We start from the raw sequence: 17,158 nt of genomic DNA, 5'->3' as shown, positions 1-17,158 counted from the left end.
ACCCGTGCCGGGCACGTCACAAACGTCGCAGCGCGAAGAACGAAATGAGGCGAACACCTGCTGTGAGCAGCTCAACAGACCAGTTCGGACAGAACCAGTGGCTTGTCGACGAGATGTACCAGAAGTACAAGCAAGACCCCTCGTCCGTCGATGAGAGCTGGCACGAGTTCCTGGCGGACTACACGCCGGAGAACACTGCCGAGATTGGTAACAACAGCCAGGCGGCCGCCGCCGTCGCTCCGGCACCCGCCGCAGTGCCTACTGCCCCCGGACCCGCCCAGAGCGCCCCCGCCGTGAATTCCACCCCCGTCGCCACCCCCGCCCCGGCCGCCCCCGCCCCGGCTCCGGCCCCCGCCCAGGTGCGCACCCCCCAGACCACTCCCGCCCCCAGCTCCAACGCGGCCCCGACCTCGGGCGGCCCCAAGCCCACCGCCGAGGACGAGACCAAGGTGCTGCGTGGTCCCGCCGCGGCCGTCGTCAAGAACATGTCGGCGTCGCTGGCCGTCCCCACCGCGACCTCGGTGCGTGCCATCCCGGCCAAACTGATGATCGACAACCGCCTGGTCATCAACAACCACCTGGCCCGTACCCGCGGTGGCAAGATCTCCTTCACCCACCTGCTGGGTTACGCCATCGTGCAGGCCATCAAGGCCTTCCCGAACATGAACCGGCACTTCGCCGAGGTCGACGGGAAGCCGAACGCGGTCACCCCGGCGCACACCAATCTCGGTCTGGCCATCGACCTTCCGGGCAAGGACGGCAGCCGTGCGCTGGCGGTCGCGGCCATCAAGAACGCCGAGGGCATGACCTTCGCGCAGTTCCACAGCGCGTATGAGGACGTCGTGCGCCGCGCCCGTGACGGCAAGCTGACCAACGACGACTTCACCGGTGTCACCATCTCGCTGACCAACCCCGGCACCATCGGCACCAACCACTCGGTGCCGCGCCTCATGCTGGGCCAGGGCGCGATCATCGGCGCGGGCGCCATGGAGTACCCGGCCGAGTTCCAGGGCATGAGCGATCAGCAGCTCGCGGAGATGGGTATCGGCAAGCTGATGACCCTGACCTCCACCTACGACCACCGCATCATCCAGGGCGCGGAGTCCGGCGACTTCCTGCGGACGGTCCACAACCTGCTGATCTCGGACGAGTTCTACGACGAGATCTTCCACGGCATGGGTGTCCCCTACGAGCCGGTGCGCTGGCGCAAGGACATTCAGGAACGCGGCATCGACAAGTCGACCCGCGTGCAGGAGATGATCAACGCCTACCGCAGCCGCGGCCACCTGATGGCCGACACCGATCCGCTGCGGCTGGTGAAGGACAAGTTCCGCTCCCACCCTGACCTGGATGTCACCCAGCACGGCCTGACCCTGTGGGACCTGGACCGCGAATTCAATGTCGCGGGCTTCCACGGCCAGGAGCGCATGAAGCTGCGCGACGTGCTGTCCATCCTGCGCGACGCCTACGCCCGCCACGTGGGTGTGGAGTACACCCACATCCTGGATCCCGAGCAGCTCAAGTGGATTCAGGACCGCGTGGAGCAGAAGCACGCGAAACCCACTGTGGCCGAGCAGAAGTACATCATGTCCCGGCTCAATGCGGCCGAGGCGTTCGAGACCTTCCTGCAGACCAAGTACGTGGGCCAGAAGCGCTTCTCGCTGGAAGGCGCCGAGTCGGTCATCCCGATGATGGATGCCGTCATCGACCAGTGCGCCGAGTACGCCCTCGACGAGGTCATCATCGGTATGCCGCACCGCGGCCGCCTGAACGTGCTGGCCAATATCGTCGGCAAGCCCTACTCGAAGATCTTCACCGAGTTCGAGGGCAACATGAACCCGGCCGCCACCCACGGCTCCGGCGACGTGAAGTACCACCTCGGCGCGCGCGGCACCTACCTGCAGATGTTCGGCGACAACGAGATCGAGGTCTCGCTGACCGCCAACCCCTCGCACCTCGAGGCCGTCGACCCGGTGCTGGAGGGTCTGGTCCGCGCCAAGCAGGACCTGCTCACCAAGGAAGACATCGTCACCAAGGGTGAAGAGGCGCGGTCGTTCTCGGTCGTGCCGCTCATGCTGCACGGTGACGCGGCCTTCGCCGGCCAGGGCGTGGTGGCCGAGACCCTGAACCTGTCGGGTCTGCGCGGCTACCGCACCGGTGGCACCGTGCACATCGTGGTGAACAACCAGATCGGCTTCACCACCGCGCCGGAGTACTCGCGTTCCACCGAATACTCCACCGACATCGCGAAGTTCATCGGCGCCCCGATCTTCCACGTGAACGGCGACGACCCGGAAGCCTGTGTGTGGGTGGCCAAGCTGGCCGTCGACTACCGGCAGAAGTTCAACCGCGACGTGGTCATCGACATGATCTGCTACCGCCGTCGCGGCCACAACGAGGGCGACGACCCGTCGATGACCCAGCCGGGCATGTACGACGTGATCGATACCAAGCGCTCGGTCCGCAAGGCGTACACCGAGAGCCTGATCGGCCGTGGCGACATCTCCATGAAGGAAGCCGAAGACGCCCTGCGTGACTACCAGGGTCAGCTGGAGCGGATCTTCAACGAGGTGCGCGAGCTGGAGAAGTTCCCGCCGGAGCCGTCGGAGTCGGTCGAGGACGAGCAGCAGCTGCCGCCGAACCTGGTGACCTCCGTGGACAAGACGGTGCTGCAGCGCATCGGCGACGCGTTCGTGAACGTGCCCGAGGGCTTCAGCGTGCACCCGCGCGTCAAGCCGGTGCTGGAGAAGCGCCGCGAGATGGCCTACGAGGGCAAGGTCGACTGGGCCATGGCCGAGCTGCTGGCCTTCGGCACGCTCATCGACGAGGGCAAGGCCGTCCGCCTGACCGGTCAGGACTCCCGCCGCGGCACCTTCTCGCAGCGGCACTCGGTGATCATCGACCGCAAGAACGGTGACGAGTACACCCCGCTGCACAACATCGGGTCGAAGAACCCGGGCTGGTTCGCGGTGCACGACTCGGCGCTGTCCGAGTACGCCGCCGTCGGTTTCGAGTACGGCTACTCGCTGGGCAACCCGGACGCACTCGTCCTGTGGGAGGCGCAGTTCGGTGACTTCGTCAACGGCGCGCAGTCCATCATCGACGAGTTCATCTCCTCCGGTGAGGCCAAGTGGGGTCAGCTCTCCGAGGTCGTGCTGCTGCTGCCGCACGGTCACGAGGGCCAGGGCCCGGACCACACCTCGGGTCGTATCGAGCGCTTCCTGCAGCTGTGCGCCGAGGGTTCGATGACGGTGGCGGTCCCGTCCACCCCGTCGAACTACTTCCACCTGCTGCGCCGCCACGCCCTGGACGGCATCCGCCGCCCGCTGGTGGTCTTCACCCCGAAGTCCATGCTGCGCAACAAGGCCGTGATCTCCGAGGTCGAGGACTTCACGGACAACAAGTTCCGCACCGTGCTCGAGGAGCCCACCTACGAGTCGGGCGACGGCGACCGCGCCAAGGTCAAACGCGTGCTGCTCACCTCCGGCAAGATCTACTACGAGCTGGTGGCCGAGAAGAAGAAGCACAACCGCGACGACGTGGCCATCGTGCGCGTCGAGCAGCTGTACCCGATTCCGAAGTTCCGCCTGAACGAGGCGCTGGAGCAGTACCCCAACGCCGTCGATCTGGCGTGGGTCCAGGAGGAGCCGGCGAACCAGGGCGCGTGGCCGTTCTTCGGCCTGAACCTGCCGGAGATCCTGCCCGCCCGCTTCGGCAAGCTGCGCCGCATCTCGCGTCGCGCCATGTCGGCCCCGTCCTCGGGTTCGTCCAAGGTGCACGCGGTGGAGCAGCAGGAGATCATCGACGAGGCTTTTACCGCCTCCCCGGGACTTTAGCGCCCGGCCAGGAGCCGTTGACCGCCGTGCACGCGTGCCGGCGGTCACGTGCCGAACCGATTTCGGGGGTGCCCGAGGAGTTACCCTCGCCTCCCGAAATCAGTTGTTACGTATGAATGAACAGGAGCCCCGGCGCTTTCAGCGCCGGGGCTCGCTGCTTTTCCGTTGCCAGAGCGCTTACTTGTCCTGCGCGTCCGCTTCACCCTTGGCGGAATCGTTGGCGCCCTTGAGGTCCCAGACCGCCATCATGGCGGCGATGCCCTCGGCGGCTGCGTCCTGGGTCGATTCCTGGTCGGACATTGCGTGCACCTCTCTCTGCTACTTCCGTAACGAAAGTTGATGCTACCGGCCGGAATTACTTGCGGCCTGTCGGGAAATGGCCTGCGACAAGGCATTTCGCCAAAGTCGTGATGGTCATCACAGCGAGGGACGGGCGGCGGGGGCGGGGATTGCCCTCGACATCCTCCGCATCGTATATTCCACGTGGAATATTTGGTGCGGAGGATGTCGGTGACCGGCGCTAGCGTCGAACGGTCACGAGAACGGAGGACCGGTGACGAAACGGCAGGCGATACCAGCGTTGACGCCTTTGGCGATCGCGGTGCTCGCACTGCTCGAAGAACGGCCCATGCACCCCTACGAGATGTATCAGCTCCTGATCAGCCGCCACGAGGACGAGCTGGTGAAGATCAAGCCCGGCTCGCTGTACCACACCGTGGCCCGGCTGGCCGAGCAGGAGCTGGTCCTGGCCGAGGGCACCGATCGCGCCGGTAACCGGCCCGAACGCACCACCTACCGGATCCGCACGGCCGGCCGCGCGGCGCTGCGGGCCCGCATCTCGGAATTACTGCGGCAGCCGGTGAAGGAGTATCCGATCTTTCCGGTCGCGCTGGCCGAGGCACACAACTTGCCCGCGGGCGAAGTCGCCGCCGTGCTGCGCGAACGGATCGCCTGGATCGAGAGCCGGATCACCGAACTGGAGGCGCTGCGCGAGTGGGCGAGCAACCGCCAGGTCCCCAGGCGTTACTGGGTGGCCATCGACTATGTCCACGACCTGTCCGTGACCGAGGCCCGCTGGCTGCGCGGGTTCATCGACGACCTGGACAGCGGCGCACTGGAGTGGGAGCCCTTCGATGCCGAAGGCGAACGCTGCGCCATCCCCGAGGAAAACAAGGGCCATGACTGGGGCGCGGGCCTCACCGCCGAGGACCTGGCCGCCGTCCGCACCCACCACCCGAGATAGGAAACCCGAATTCCATGTCCACTCAACGTAATCCATGGCTGGCGCTGTACGCGCTGGTCGTCGGGTTCTTCATGATCCTGCTGGACATGACCATCGTCGCGGTGGCCAATCCGGCGATCATGAAGGACCTGCACGCCGATGTCTCCCAGGTCATCTGGGTCACCTCCGCCTACCTGCTGGCCTACGCGGTGCCGCTGCTGGTCACCGGCCGGCTCGGAGATCGCTTCGGCCCCAAGAACATCTACCTCGGCGGCCTGGTCGTGTTCACCCTGGCCTCGCTGTGGTGTGCCGAGTCGACGAGCATCAACATGCTGATCGCGGCCCGCGCCGTGCAGGGCCTGGGCGCGGCGCTCATGACGCCGCAGACCATGGCGGTCATCACCCGCACCTTCCCGCCGGACAAGCGCGGCGCGGCCATGGGTCTGTGGGGCGGCGTGGCCGGTCTGGCCACCCTGGTGGGCCCGATCCTGGGCGGCGTGCTGGTGGACTGGCAGGGCTGGCAGTGGATCTTCTACGTGAACGTGCCGATCGGCGTCATCGCCTTCGCCCTGGCCTTCTGGCTGGTGCCGTCGCTGCCCACCAACGAGCACAAGTTCGACCTGGTCGGCGTGGCACTCTCGGGCGTCGGCATGTTCCTGCTGGTGTTCGGCATCCAGGAGGGCAACAGCCACCACTGGGACGCCTGGATCTGGGCCATGATCATCGCCGGCGTGGCGGTGCTGGCGCTGTTCATCGTCAACCAGGCTCGCAATACCGGTGAACCGCTGGTGCCGCTGAGCCTGTTCAAGGACCGCAACTTCGCGCTGTCCAACCTGGCCATCGCGGCCATGGGCGCGGCGGTGACCAGCGTGTTCGTGCCCGCCTACTTCTATCTGCAGCAGGTACACGACATGACGCCGACGCGCTCGGCGCTGGTGTTCGCGCCCATGGCGATTCTGACCGGTGTGTTCGCGCCGATCATCGGCAAGATCTCGGACAAGGTCGCGCCGCGCGTCATTCCGACCATCGGTTTCGCGCTCTTCGCGGCGACCCTGTTCGGGTTCGGCGTCCTGATGAAGCCGGACGGCTCGATCCCGCTGTTCATGATCGTCGGCGGCATCTCCGGTATCGCCAATGCCTGCATCTGGGCGCCGCTGGCCACCACCGCCACCCACAACCTGCCGGTGCAGCAGGCCGGTGCGGGCGCGGGCGTCTACAACACCACCCGTCAGATCGGTTCGGTGCTCGGTTCGGCGACGATCAGCGCACTGCTCTCGGCTCGCATCTCGGCGCAGGGCCTGCCCAGCGGCCCGATCGGCGAGGGCGGCGGCGGCAAGAGCCTGAGCAGCCTGCCGGCCGAGGTCCGAGGTCCCATTCTGGAGAAGCTCAGCACCGCGCTGAGCCAGTCCATCTACCTGCCCGCCCTGATCCTGTTGATCGGCGTCGCCGCCTCGGCGCTGTTCATCGGGCACGGCAAGGCGGAGGGCGATGAGCGCGACGATATGGCGAAGGCCGATATCGGGGTGCACTGATCCGCTGATATTCGAAAAGCGCTGCCCGCCGGGGCTTTCCCGGCGGGCAGCGCTGTCCGTGCGGTCGGAGCGGCAGGCTCGCTGAACTCCGCTGTGCCCTCAGCCGATTCGCACGGTGAGCGAGGGATATCCGGTCGCGCCGTCGGGCACGACGTCCTGCTCCCTGTCGGTCTGGGTCTCCCCGGTGCCGTCGGTCGCACGCGCCCACACCGTGTGCACGCCGGTGCTGCCGGTGGCGTCCCAGTCGTAGGCCCACTGCACCCAGGTGTCGATGGACGGGGCCACCGCCAGCCGGGCGGGTCGCCAATCCCCTTGGTCGATGCGGACTTCCACGCCGCGAATGCCGCGATGCTGCGCCCACGCCACGCCCGCGATGGTGACCTTGCCCGGGGCGATGGTGCCGCGGCCGCGGGGGGTGTCGATACGGCATTCGGTCTTGATCGGGCCCTTGGCCGACCAGCCGCGCTTGGTCCAGAACGCCTCGGCGCGATCGAATCTGGTGATCTCCAGCTCGGTCACCCATTTGGTGGCCGACACGTAGCCGTACAGCCCGGGTACCACCAGCCGCGCGGGATAGCCGTGCGCGGTGGGCAGCGGTTCGCCGTTCATGCCCACGGCCAGCATGGCGTCGCGGCCGTCCAGCAGCACGGCGAGCGGGCTACCCGCGGTGAAGCCGTCGATGCTGCGCGAGAGCACCATGTCGGCGTCGGGGTGCGGACCGGCGGCGGTGATCAGCTCGTCGAGCCGATAGCCGAGCCAGCGGGCATTGCCGACCAGATCGCCGCCGACCGGATTGGACACGCAGGCCAGCGTGACCAGCCGTTCGATGGGGGTCTTGGCGGCGAGATCGGCGTAACTCAAACGGATCTCGCGATCTACCATGCCGTGGATACGCAGTGACCAGTCGTCCTTGCTGACCTGCGGCACGGTGAGTGCGGTGTCGATGCGATAGAAGTCGGCGTTCGAGGTGAGATACGGCGTCAGGCCTGGAATCCGCAGATCCGCGCCGGGCTCGATGGACGGCTCCGCGCCGGTGGGCGTCGGCAGCTGCACGTCCGCACGCTCGGCCGACACATCCCGCGACCGCAGCCCAATGATCCGTCCCGCGATACCGCCGACCGCCGCGGCCACGCCCGCGATCACGATCCCGCGCACCACCAGCCGCCGCTCCACCGCCAGCTCGGCGGGCGAAAGCCGCTGCGGCTCGGCCGTTTCCGCGTCCGCGGCGGTCGCGGCGAATTCGCCGAACCGGGTGACCCGGCCGATCAGGCTGCGCAACACCAGGATTCCGGCGACCATGCCGAGAATGGAAGGGAAGGCCCAGGTCCAGGTCGCATTGGGGCGACCGAGCGCGGCGATGGTGGACAGCAGCCCGAAGATCGCGAACAGGATCGACCCGAGCGGCCGCCGCTCCCGCTCCACTATCCCGGCGACCGCGGCCAGCACCACCGCGACCACACCCATGCATACGAACAGCAGCACTTTGTCATTGGTGCCGACCAGGCCGATGATCCACTCCCGGAACCCGTCCGGCGTATGGTCGACGATCCACGCTCCGACCGCCTGCAAGGGCGTGCTGTCGGGGCTGACCAGCACGGACACCAGCTCAGCCACACCCAGGGTGACACCGCCGGCGACAATTCCGCAGGCCGTCCGTAATCCGCGATCCGCCACGAAACCGACCCTACTGCGCGGGTCGGCTCGTGGAACGGCTCGAAGGATTACGGAAGCGTGACGCCCGGGGGCCGCAGCGCCACGGCGGCGATCACGGCCATGACCAGCATGGCTGCCACCCGCCACCGCGAAGGCGTGGTGCAGGCCGGTCACGCTGAGGTCCGGCCCGGCGGGCAGGAGTGAATCACATCTGCGCGCTGCCGGTGTAGTTGATCATCCACGGCACCGAGAACTTGTCGGTGACCATGGCGAACGCCTCGGCCCACTGCACCCGGTCCAGCGGCATCGACACGGATCCGCCCGGCGCGAGCTCGTTGAACAGCCGCTCGGCCTCGGCGGCCGACTCGACCTCGACCTGCACGGTGAAACCCGGCTTGGAGTTGTCGATCTCGCTGCCGGGCGGGCAGTCGGAGACCATGAGGATATTGGTCTCGCTCAGCGGCAGCTGGGCATTGGCGACCCGGTTCAGCACGTCCTCGGGCATCTGCGGCGGGGTCTCACCCATATCACGGAAACGGACGATGGTCGCCTCGCCGCCGAAGACGGACTGGTAGAAGGTGATGGCCTCTTCGGCATTGCCATTGAAGAGCAGGTACGGGTTCAGCGCGGGCATGGGTTCCTCCTCGATCGTTTTCGGGCAGGTGCGGCTGCACCCGGAAGGTAGGACTCGGGGGCCACGCGAAAATCATCGGCCCCCGCCGGGGAGATTCGGGTGAACCGGCGGGGAATTCGGTGAATCAGTCGGTGGCCCGGTGGCGCTGGTAGTAGCGGGCGACCCGGACGCGGTTGCCGCACCGCTCGGGCGAGCACCACTGGCGGCGCGGATGTGCGGGCAGGAAGAGCATGACGCAGTCCTCCGCACCGCACTGCCGCAGGCGATCGATGGCCGGATCGGTGAGCAGGGTCGCGGCGGCATCGGCCAGGTGCGCGGCCAGCCGGGCGCCCGGATCGCCGAGACGCGCCACGGTTTCGGTGACCGCGTCGCCGTTCCAGTCCAGGCGGCGGACGGCGGGCGCGGCCGATTGCGCCTCGGCGAGGCCGCGCAGTGCGGCGGCCGGCGGGCGGCGGCCGTGCAGCATCGCGTCCAGCGCCGCGGCGGTGTGGTCGCGCACCGCGCGGACGGCGGCCAGGTCGGCCCCGGTGAGGTGCTGGGGTGGCGGCTCGGGTAGGCGATCGGCCTCCAGGCGCAGCCAATCCGCCAGCTGCTCAGGGGTTTCCAGCAGGTCGGCACCGGTGGGCCGAGTGTTCACCAGGTCCAGTGCGAGGGGTTCACCGATCAACGGTTCGAGATCAGCCACGTCGCTAATGCTACCTCGAGCCGTTGACGCATTAGCCGGTCTCGGCGTAGAACTAATGCAACATCGCCGACAGAAAGCATGTGAAGCCGTGAACGCACCCACTCAGGTCCTACACCCGCTCTCCGCCATCCGGCACGGCCGCCTCGAGGTCGATGGCGTCGAGGTCTTCTACCGGGAGTCGGCGCCCGCCCGCGCGGACGCCCCGGTCCTGTTGCTACTGCACGGTTTTCCCACCGCGTCCCACCAGTTCCGCCGCCTCATCGACGCCCTGGGCGACCGCTACCGCCTCATCGCCCCCGACTATCCCGGTTTCGGAAACACCGTCGCCCCCGCGGATTTCGATTACAGCTTCGACCACCTGGCCGACATCGCCGAGGGTTTCGTCCAGCGGCTGGGCCTGACCAGCTTCACCATGTACATCTTCGACTTCGGGGCGCCCATCGGCCTGCGCCTGGCCACCCGGCATCCGGAGTGGATCACTGGTCTCATCGTCCAGAACGGCAATGCCTACGAAGCCGGTTTGTCCGAGGCCGCACAGGGTTTCGTGGCCCTGCGCCCCGACCATGAGGGCGACGAGGAGGTCATCCGCGGCCTGCTCACCCTCGAGGGCACCCGCGGCCAATACGAGACCGGCGTCCCCGACCCGGCGCTGCTCGACCCCGATGCCTGGACCCTGGACCAGCACTACCTCGATCTCCCCGGCCGCAAGGAAGCCCAGGTCGCCCTGGCCTTCGACTACAAGTCGAACGTGGCGCGCTACTCCGAATGGCAGTCCTGGCTCCGCACCTACACTCCCCCCACCCTCATCACGTGGGGCGCGAACGACCCCTTCTTCCCCGCCCCGGGCGCGCACGCCTACCTGGCCGACCTCCCCGATGCCGAACTCCACCTGTTCGATACGGGCCACTTCGCCCTGGAAACCCATGTCTCCGAAATCGCCGGGCTCATCACCGATTTCCTCGACCGGCTACCCACACCCGCACGGTGAGGCGAGAGACCTCGCCCCTGCCATGACGACAGGCCCCGCGCGGGCGGGGCCTGTCGAATGATGTTGGCGGCGTGGATCAGTGGGCCTCGCGGGGCGCGTGCGGGAGCAGGAAGGCCAGGCAGAAGGCCGTGACGCCGAGCCCGATGCCGATGAGCGTGACGTGCTCCATGCCGATCAGCGCATTGCCGCGCGGGGTGCCGCCGAGGTGGGTGAAGTGGTTGAAGAACACGGTGCCCAGCACCGCGACGCCGAGCGCGCCGGCCAGCTGCTGCACCGATTCCAGCAGCCCCGAGGCCGAGCCGACCTCGTCGTCCTCGATCTCGCCGATGATGATGCTAATCCGCGGGCCCCTTCGTGCACTTGCGGCCGTGACCTGGGAACGCGAAGGGGCCCGCGGAAATCCGCGGGCCCCTTGCCTTTCCGGATGTCTCCGGAGCCGATCAGGAGTTGTAGATCGCGTCCACGTCGGCCGCGTACTGCTTCATGACGACGGCACGCTTGAGCGACAGCTTGGGAGTGAGCTCGCCGCCCTCCTGGGTCCAGTCGACCGGCAGGATGCGGACCTTCTTGATCGCCTCGGCGTGCGACACCAGCTTGTTGGTGGCCGCGACCGCGTCATTGATCTCGCCGACCAGGGCCGGGTTCTCGATGACGTGCTCGATCGGGGTGTCGGCGGGAATCCCGTTGCGCGCCTTCCACGCCGGCAGAGCCTCCGGGTCGAGGGTGACGAGCGCGCCGATGAAGGGCTGACCGTCGCCGACCACCATGACCTGGCTGATCAGCGCGTTCTGGCGCAGTGAGTCCTCGAGCATGGCCGGGGAGACATTCTTGCCGCCGGCGGTCACCAGGATTTCCTTCTTGCGGCCGGTGATCGAGACGAAGCCCTGCTCGTCGATGGCGCCGAGGTCACCGGTCTTGAACCAGCCGTCGGCGTCGAAGGCGTCGGCACTGGCCTCGGGGTTGTTCCAGTAGCCGCCGAACACGACCGGGCCGCGGATCAGCAGCTCGCCGTCCTCGGCGACCTTGGCGCCGTGGCCGGGCAGCGGGCGGCCGACGGAACCGACCTTGATGAACTTGGGGGTGTTCACGCTGACGGCCGCGGTGGACTCGGTGAGACCGTAGCCCTCGTAGATGGTGACGCCGGCGCCGCGGAAGTAGTGGCCCAGGCGCGCGCCCAGCGGGCCGCCGCCGGAGACGGCGGACTCGCACTGACCGCCCATGGCCTCGCGCAGCTTGGCGAAGACCAGCTTGTCCAGCACCATGTGCTGCAGCTTGAGCACGATGTTCGGGCCGCCGTTCTCCAGCGACTGGCTGTACTGGATGGCGATCTCGGTGGCGTAGTCGAAGATCTTGCCCTTGCCGCCGTCGTGCGCCTTCTGCTTGGCGCCGTTGAACACCTTCTCGAACACGCGCGGCACCGAGAGGATGAAGTGCGGCTTGTACTGCCCGAACTGCTCGACCAGGGTGGACCAGTCGGCGGTGTGGGCCACGGTGACACCGGCGTCGAAGGCGGCCAGCGCGACCGCGCGGGCGAAGACGTGGGCCAGCGGTAGGAACAGCAGCGACTTGCGGCCGGGCAGCAGGAACTCGCTCATGGCGGAGCGGTCGGCGGCCGACTCGGCGTACAGGTTGGCGTGCGAGAGCATGACGCCCTTGGGCCGGCCGGTGGTGCCGGAGGTGTAGATGAGGGTCGCCGGGGAGGCGGCTTTCACCTGGGCGCGGCGCTCGTGCACCACGGCGTCGTCGAGGTCGGCGCCGCGGGTGACGAGGTCGGCGATGGCGCCCTTGTCGATCTGCAGGACTTCCCTCAGGCTGTCCAGTCCGCCTTCGATTTCCGCGATCGTGGCGCGGTGCTTGTCGTTCTGGACGACGGTGAGCTTGGTGGCCGAGTCCTCGAGGATCCAGCGCGCCTGCTCGGCGGAGGAGGAGTCGTAGATGGCGACGGTGCAGCCGCCGGCCGCCCAGATGGCGAAGTCGAGCACGACCCACTCGTAGCTGGTCTGGGCCATGATGGCGACGCGGTCACCGAGCTCGATGCCGGAGGCCACCAGGCCCTTGGCCACCTCGGTCACGGTCTTCGCGAACGTCGCCGCCGTGACGTCGTTCCAGCCGCCCTTGCCATCCGGGGTGTTGAAGACGACCAGGTTGGGGGTCTTCTCCGCATGCCGGAACGCGCCGTCCGACATGTTGGCGTTCTCCGGAATGGTGTAGGTAGCCGGGACTTCGAACTCTCGCATCGCTGCCCTTCCACAGTGGGTTTACTGGCGGGTAATCTACGCCACGCTCAGGGGTAACTCCCGGCGGACCGTCCGAACCTGTTATCGGACGGTCGCACGTTATGTCTTTTCCCTATCCTATTGACCGGCTCTGTGCTGGTCGAAGGGCATGCCCCCGGAGGAACTGCCCGAGCTCGGCGGTCACGGCCGCGGCGGGGGCCACGAGACTGGCCTGCAGCTGGGCGACGTGCCACAGTCCGCGGGTCTCGGTGAACTCGACCGGCACCCCGACCGCCCGGAGCTGCGCGACCAGCCGCGTGCACTGGGCGTGCAGCAGTTCGTCCACGTCGGCCTGGACATAGGTGGGCGGCAGCCCGGACAGGTCGGCGAGCAGCGGCGCGTACCCGGTGTCGGTGCGGTCGCCAGCACCCAGGTAGGCGGCGGCACAGGCCCGCGACCACGGCTTGTTGATGACCAGATCGCGGTTCCGGACCGGTAGCTCGTTCGGATCGGCCCAGGGCGCGATCAGGCCGAGTGCGGCCGGAACCAGCCGGTGCCGGTCGCGCAGCCGCAGCGCCAGCGCCAGGGAGAGCCCGCCGCCTGCCGAATCACCGGCCACCGCAATGCGTTCCGGCCGGTAGCCGGCGGCCACCAGGTCCAGGAAGGCCGCCTCGGCATCGTCGAGCGCCGCCGGGAACGGGTGCTCGGGAGCCAGCCGGTAGTCCAGAACCTGGACGGCGCAACCGGTTTCCCGCGCCAGATAAGCCGCCAGCGACCGGTGCGTGGCCGGCGAGCAGACGGTGTAACCGCCGCCGTGCAGGTACAGCACGGTGGCGTTGTCGGAGACCGGCCCGACCGTCACGCGTTCGGCGGGGCGGCCACCGAGTTCGACGTGCTCCACGTGGGTGCCCCGCGGCGCGCGCTGCGCCACCGAGCCCCAATCCATCAGCGCCCGTTGGACGCTGAACGGCAGCCGGTGGTTGAGCATGATCCGGAAGAGCAGATTCAACACGGCGCGGACGATGGGCAACGGCGGTGTCACATCGGGCATGACCGAGCGTCCTTTATTCGTCTCTGGCTTACGGCAGGAAGCGCTGCTGCACCACGGCGGAGATGCGCTGGTAGTACGAGGCGGTGGTGCGCACGAACAGGTCGAGGGCTTTGGCCTCCCAGCCGATGAGCACCCGGCCGTGACCCTTGCGAACGGCCTCGGTAATGGTCTGCGCGGCCATTTCCGGGGTGTGCAGGGCCAGCTTGCTGTCGAAGAGAGCGGCCAGGTTCTTCTGGTTGAGACCCTCGGAGACGGTGGCATTGCGGGCGACCGCGGTCTTGATGCCGCCGGGGTGCACGCAGGTCACCTTGACCGGGGTGCCGTTCATGAGCATTTCCTGGCGCAGCGCCTCGGTGAAGCCGCGGACCGCGAATTTGGCCGAGTTGTAGGCACTCTGACCGGGGACCGCGATCAGGCCGAAGAGGCTGGACACGTTCACCACGTGGCCGTCGCCGGATTCGATGAGGAACGGCAGAAACGCCTTGGTGCCGTTGACGACGCCCCAGAAGTCGACGTCCATGATGCGCTCGATGTCCTTGAAGGCGGTGTCGAGCACATCGCCGTGGTGGGCGATACCGGCATTGTTGTAGATCTGGTTGACCTTGCCGAAGTACTTCTTCACGTCATCGGCGTAGAGCAGCACGGCCTCACGCTCGGCCACATTGAGCCGGTCGGATTTGACCTTGACGCCGTATGTCTCGCAGCGTCGCACGGTTTCGGCGAGGCCCTCGTCGTCGATGTCGGACAGCGCCAGGTGTGCGCCGCGCCGGGCCAGGTTCTCGGCCAGGGCGCGGCCGATGCCGGAACCCGCACCGGTGATCACGCAGACCTTGTCCTTGAAGTAAGCGTCATTGCTCACGGTTACCGCCTTCGGTTGTCTGGGTTGGGTGACTAGTCGGCCTGTGCGACAGGCTCGGTGGTCGTGTCGTACGCCGAGACATCGAAGTGCTCGAGCAGGGTGCGGAACCGGAAGGTGAAATCCGGCCACAGTGTGGTGTTGTTGCCGTGCTTGTCGAGATACCAGGAGGCGCAGCCGCCGGTGCTCCACACCGCACCTTCCAGTTTGCGCTGCAGGCCGGCGTTGTATTCGTCCTGCACGTTCTTGCGGACCTCAACGGTGCGCAGGCCCAGCTTGTCGAACTGCGCGATGGCGTCGGAGATGTAGTTGATCTGCGACTCCAGCATGAACACCATCGAGGTGTGCCCCAGGCCCACGTTCGGGCCCAGCATGAAGAACATGTTGGGGTAGTTGTTGATGGCCGAGCCCTTGTAGCCCTGCTGGCCGATGGCGTCGAAGACCTCGGAGAGCGTGCGGCCGTCGCGGCCGGTGACGGTGTCGTAGACCGGCGAGTCGGTGACGTGGAAGCCGGTGGCCACGACGATGGCGTCGACCTCGCGCTCGGTGCCGTCCTTGGTGACGATGGAGCCCGGACGGATCTCCTTGATCCCGTCGGTCACCACGTCGACATTGTCGCGGCTCAGCGCCGGGTAGTACTCGTTGGAGATCAGCATGCGCTTGCAGCCGATGCGGAAGTTCGGGGTGACCTTGCGGCGCAGCTCCGGATCGCGCACCTCGGCGAACAGCTTGGCGCGGGCGATGGCCTCGAGGCCGAGCATGGCGGGCGGGAACTTGGCCAGCCCGACCACCTGGGTCTCGCGGGCGGCGTAGATCCCGGCGCGGTAGAGGCTGCGCAGCGCGGGGATGTGCTCGAGCGCGAACTTCTCCGGGGCCAGGTACTCGCGGTCCACGCGGGGCAGCAGCCAGGGCGCGGTGCGCTGGTACACGTCCAGGTGCGCGACCTGGCCGGCGATGCTGGGGACGATCTGGATGGCGGAGGCGCCGGTGCCGATGACGGCGACGCGCTTGCCGGTCAGGTCGGAGTCGTGGTTCCAGCGGGCGGAGTGGAAGATCTCGCCCTGGAAGTCGTTGATGCCCTTGATGTCCGGCAGGTTGGGCTCGCAGAGCGCGCCGACGGCGGAGACCAGGATGTCGGCGGTGAAGGGGCCCTGGCTGGTCTGGAGCTCCCAGCGGGCGTCTTCGGCGTTCCACCGGGCGCCGGTCATCTCGCAGTCGAAGATGTGCTGGTCGCGCACGCCGTACTTGTCGGCGACGCCCTGGATGTAGCGCTGGATCTCCGGCTGCTTGGAGAACGAGCGGGACCATTCCGGGTTGAGCGCGAACGAGTAGGAGTACAGCTGGGAGGGCACGTCGCAGGCCGCGCCCGGGTAGGTGTTGTCGCGCCAGGTGCCGCCGACGTCGCTGCCCCGCTCCAGCACGAGGTAATCGGTGCGCCCCTGCTGGCTCAGCCGGATGGCCAGGCCCAGGCCCGAGAACCCGCTGCCGACGATGATCACGCGGGAGTGCCGGACCGGCCGGTTGCCGACAGCTTTGTCTGTAACCTTGCGACTCATGTATCCGAGCGTAGGGTCTTATTGAGCGAGAGTCAACAGTATTGACTCACGTTCAGTAAGGCCTGGGACATGACAAGATGACCTGACGTTGGACCGATGACCAAGGAGCGCGCCGTGAGCAGCAGACCGGACAGCCGGGGCAAACGCGTGCGCCTGAGCCCCGCCGAACGTCGCGAGCAGTTGATCACACTCGGCGCCCGCATGCTGGGTGAGCGTGCCCTGGACGACATCTCCATCGGCGAGATCGCCGAGCAGGCCGGCATCTCGCGCGGCCTGCTGTTCCACTACTTCCCCACCAAGCAGGATTTCCACCTCGCGATCATCCAGCACGCCAATGCCGAACTGCTGGAACGCACCTCGCCCGACCCGACGCTGGCGCTGTTCGACATGCTCCGCGACTCGGTCGAGCGCTACATCGACTACGTCACCGAGAACCGCACGTCCTACCTGGCCCTGCTCCGCGGCCCGGCCAGCGCCAGCCCCGAACTGGTCGCCCTGGTCGACGCCACCCGCATGGCCCTGGTGGACCGCATCATCGCCGAGGCCCCCATCCCCGCCGACGACCCCGACCGCCCCCGCCTGGGCCTGGCCGTTCGCGGCTGGATCGCCTTCGTCGAGGAAACCACCCTGACCTGGCTCCGCGAGGAACCCATCACCCGGGAGTCCCTGGTCGATATGCTCGTCGCCTCGCTCCCGGCCCTGGCCCTCAACGCGGATCTCGCGGCGGCCCTGCGGCAGTGACGCGGGAACCTAACGAACTCTGACCGCGAACGCGGTCGCCGCGTCCCGGTCCGGCCACCGCCCCGTCACGGCGGCGACGATGAGCGCGGCCGCCACTGAGCTGTGGACAAGGGTCAGTGCGCGATAGAGCTCGTCGACCGCTGTACATCCGGACGGTATTTCGGGTGCCGACATCGGTCACACCTCCC

The 17,158-nt window shown here is 67.7% G+C and carries 15 protein-coding genes; 6 read left to right on the top strand and 9 right to left on the bottom strand.

The window, feature by feature from the left end:
- Positions 1-44: 44 nt before the first annotated feature.
- Positions 45-3,836, top strand: coding sequence for a multifunctional oxoglutarate decarboxylase/oxoglutarate dehydrogenase thiamine pyrophosphate-binding subunit/dihydrolipoyllysine-residue succinyltransferase subunit (locus tag AB0L60_RS04695; protein WP_364607262.1), 3,792 nt, complete (start codon positions 45-47; stop codon positions 3,834-3,836).
- Between the two features lie 177 nt (positions 3,837-4,013).
- Here AB0L60_RS04695 and AB0L60_RS04690 read toward each other — a convergent pair whose 3' ends face one another.
- Entirely contained in the window at positions 4,014-4,136 is a 123-nt protein-coding gene (locus AB0L60_RS04690) for a hypothetical protein (RefSeq protein ID WP_364607259.1), read from the bottom strand.
- A 253-nt stretch (positions 4,137-4,389) separates the two neighbouring features.
- On the opposite strand from AB0L60_RS04690, the gene AB0L60_RS04685 reads away from it, so the two are divergent.
- Both AB0L60_RS04685 and AB0L60_RS04680 read left to right on the top strand, forming a co-directional pair.
- On the top strand, positions 4,390-5,079 hold the full coding sequence (locus tag AB0L60_RS04685) for a PadR family transcriptional regulator (RefSeq protein ID WP_364607256.1): 690 nt from the start codon (positions 4,390-4,392) through the stop codon (positions 5,077-5,079).
- Positions 5,080-5,093: 14 nt separating this feature from the next.
- A complete protein-coding gene (locus tag AB0L60_RS04680; protein ID WP_364607253.1) occupies positions 5,094-6,590 on the top strand; it encodes a DHA2 family efflux MFS transporter permease subunit in 1,497 nt (498 codons plus the stop codon).
- A 99-nt stretch (positions 6,591-6,689) separates the two neighbouring features.
- Here the strand turns inward: AB0L60_RS04680 and AB0L60_RS04675 are convergent, their stop codons facing one another.
- Positions 6,690-8,264, bottom strand: a complete 1,575-nt coding sequence (locus AB0L60_RS04675; RefSeq protein WP_364607250.1) for a molybdopterin-dependent oxidoreductase — start codon at positions 8,262-8,264, stop codon at positions 6,690-6,692.
- 57 nt (positions 8,265-8,321) lie between these two features.
- Between AB0L60_RS04675 and AB0L60_RS04670 the strand changes: the two genes are divergently transcribed.
- Entirely contained in the window at positions 8,322-8,447 is a 126-nt protein-coding gene (locus tag AB0L60_RS04670) for a hypothetical protein (RefSeq protein ID WP_364607247.1), read from the top strand.
- A gap of 1 nt (position 8,448) precedes the next feature.
- Here the strand turns inward: AB0L60_RS04670 and AB0L60_RS04665 are convergent, their stop codons facing one another.
- Together AB0L60_RS04665 and AB0L60_RS04660 are read right to left on the bottom strand one after the other, a co-directional pair.
- A complete protein-coding gene (locus tag AB0L60_RS04665; RefSeq protein WP_364607244.1) occupies positions 8,449-8,877 on the bottom strand; it encodes a VOC family protein in 429 nt (142 codons plus the stop codon).
- A gap of 124 nt (positions 8,878-9,001) precedes the next feature.
- Complete coding sequence (locus AB0L60_RS04660) at positions 9,002-9,562, bottom strand: CGNR zinc finger domain-containing protein (RefSeq protein ID WP_364607241.1); 561 nt, start codon at positions 9,560-9,562, stop codon at positions 9,002-9,004.
- Positions 9,563-9,650: 88 nt separating this feature from the next.
- On the opposite strand from AB0L60_RS04660, the gene AB0L60_RS04655 reads away from it, so the two are divergent.
- A complete protein-coding gene (locus AB0L60_RS04655; RefSeq protein ID WP_364607238.1) occupies positions 9,651-10,550 on the top strand; it encodes an alpha/beta hydrolase in 900 nt (299 codons plus the stop codon).
- A gap of 76 nt (positions 10,551-10,626) precedes the next feature.
- Here AB0L60_RS04655 and AB0L60_RS04650 read toward each other — a convergent pair whose 3' ends face one another.
- The 5 genes from AB0L60_RS04650 to AB0L60_RS04630 all read right to left on the bottom strand — a co-directional run bounded on the left by AB0L60_RS04650 (position 10,627) and on the right by AB0L60_RS04630 (position 16,229).
- The gene (locus tag AB0L60_RS04650) at positions 10,627-10,824 is read right to left on the bottom strand and encodes a hypothetical protein (RefSeq protein ID WP_364607235.1); all 198 of its coding nucleotides are present in this window, start codon (positions 10,822-10,824) and stop codon (positions 10,627-10,629) included.
- 166 nt (positions 10,825-10,990) lie between these two features.
- Positions 10,991-12,787 carry a long-chain fatty acid--CoA ligase gene (locus tag AB0L60_RS04645; protein WP_364607232.1) on the bottom strand — a complete coding sequence of 599 codons (1,797 nt, stop codon included), beginning with the start codon at positions 12,785-12,787 and terminating at the stop codon, positions 10,991-10,993.
- 112 nt (positions 12,788-12,899) lie between these two features.
- Positions 12,900-13,817 carry an alpha/beta hydrolase gene (locus AB0L60_RS04640; protein WP_364607229.1) on the bottom strand — a complete coding sequence of 306 codons (918 nt, stop codon included), beginning with the start codon at positions 13,815-13,817 and terminating at the stop codon, positions 12,900-12,902.
- 28 nt (positions 13,818-13,845) lie between these two features.
- A complete protein-coding gene (locus AB0L60_RS04635) occupies positions 13,846-14,676 on the bottom strand; it encodes an SDR family NAD(P)-dependent oxidoreductase (protein WP_364607226.1) in 831 nt (276 codons plus the stop codon).
- Positions 14,677-14,708: 32 nt separating this feature from the next.
- Positions 14,709-16,229 carry an NAD(P)/FAD-dependent oxidoreductase gene (locus tag AB0L60_RS04630; protein ID WP_364607223.1) on the bottom strand — a complete coding sequence of 507 codons (1,521 nt, stop codon included), beginning with the start codon at positions 16,227-16,229 and terminating at the stop codon, positions 14,709-14,711.
- 114 nt (positions 16,230-16,343) lie between these two features.
- Between AB0L60_RS04630 and AB0L60_RS04625 the strand changes: the two genes are divergently transcribed.
- The gene (locus tag AB0L60_RS04625) at positions 16,344-16,970 is read left to right on the top strand and encodes a TetR/AcrR family transcriptional regulator (protein WP_354833769.1); all 627 of its coding nucleotides are present in this window, start codon (positions 16,344-16,346) and stop codon (positions 16,968-16,970) included.
- The last annotated feature ends 188 nt before the right edge of the window (positions 16,971-17,158 follow it).

The organism is Nocardia sp. NPDC051981, from assembly GCF_040680715.1.
GTDB lineage: Bacteria > Actinomycetota > Actinomycetes > Mycobacteriales > Mycobacteriaceae > Nocardia.
This window is presented reverse-complemented; position numbering and strand designations above follow the sequence as displayed.

What these genes read in the sequence shown, in the direction of transcription:
- AB0L60_RS04680 (WP_364607253.1), top strand. Translation starts at nt 5,094, where the DNA reads ATGTCCACTCAACGTAATCCATGGCTGGCGCTGTACGCGCTGGTCGTC.
- AB0L60_RS04640 (WP_364607229.1), bottom strand. Translation starts at nt 13,817, where the DNA reads ATGCCCGATGTGACACCGCCGTTGCCCATCGTCCGCGCCGTGTTGAAT.
- AB0L60_RS04695 (WP_364607262.1), top strand. Translation starts at nt 45, where the DNA reads ATGAGGCGAACACCTGCTGTGAGCAGCTCAACAGACCAGTTCGGACAG.
- AB0L60_RS04690 (WP_364607259.1), bottom strand. Translation starts at nt 4,136, where the DNA reads ATGTCCGACCAGGAATCGACCCAGGACGCAGCCGCCGAGGGCATCGCC.
- AB0L60_RS04645 (WP_364607232.1), bottom strand. Translation starts at nt 12,787, where the DNA reads ATGCGAGAGTTCGAAGTCCCGGCTACCTACACCATTCCGGAGAACGCC.
- AB0L60_RS04630 (WP_364607223.1), bottom strand. Translation starts at nt 16,229, where the DNA reads ATGAGTCGCAAGGTTACAGACAAAGCTGTCGGCAACCGGCCGGTCCGG.
- AB0L60_RS04665 (WP_364607244.1), bottom strand. Translation starts at nt 8,877, where the DNA reads ATGCCCGCGCTGAACCCGTACCTGCTCTTCAATGGCAATGCCGAAGAG.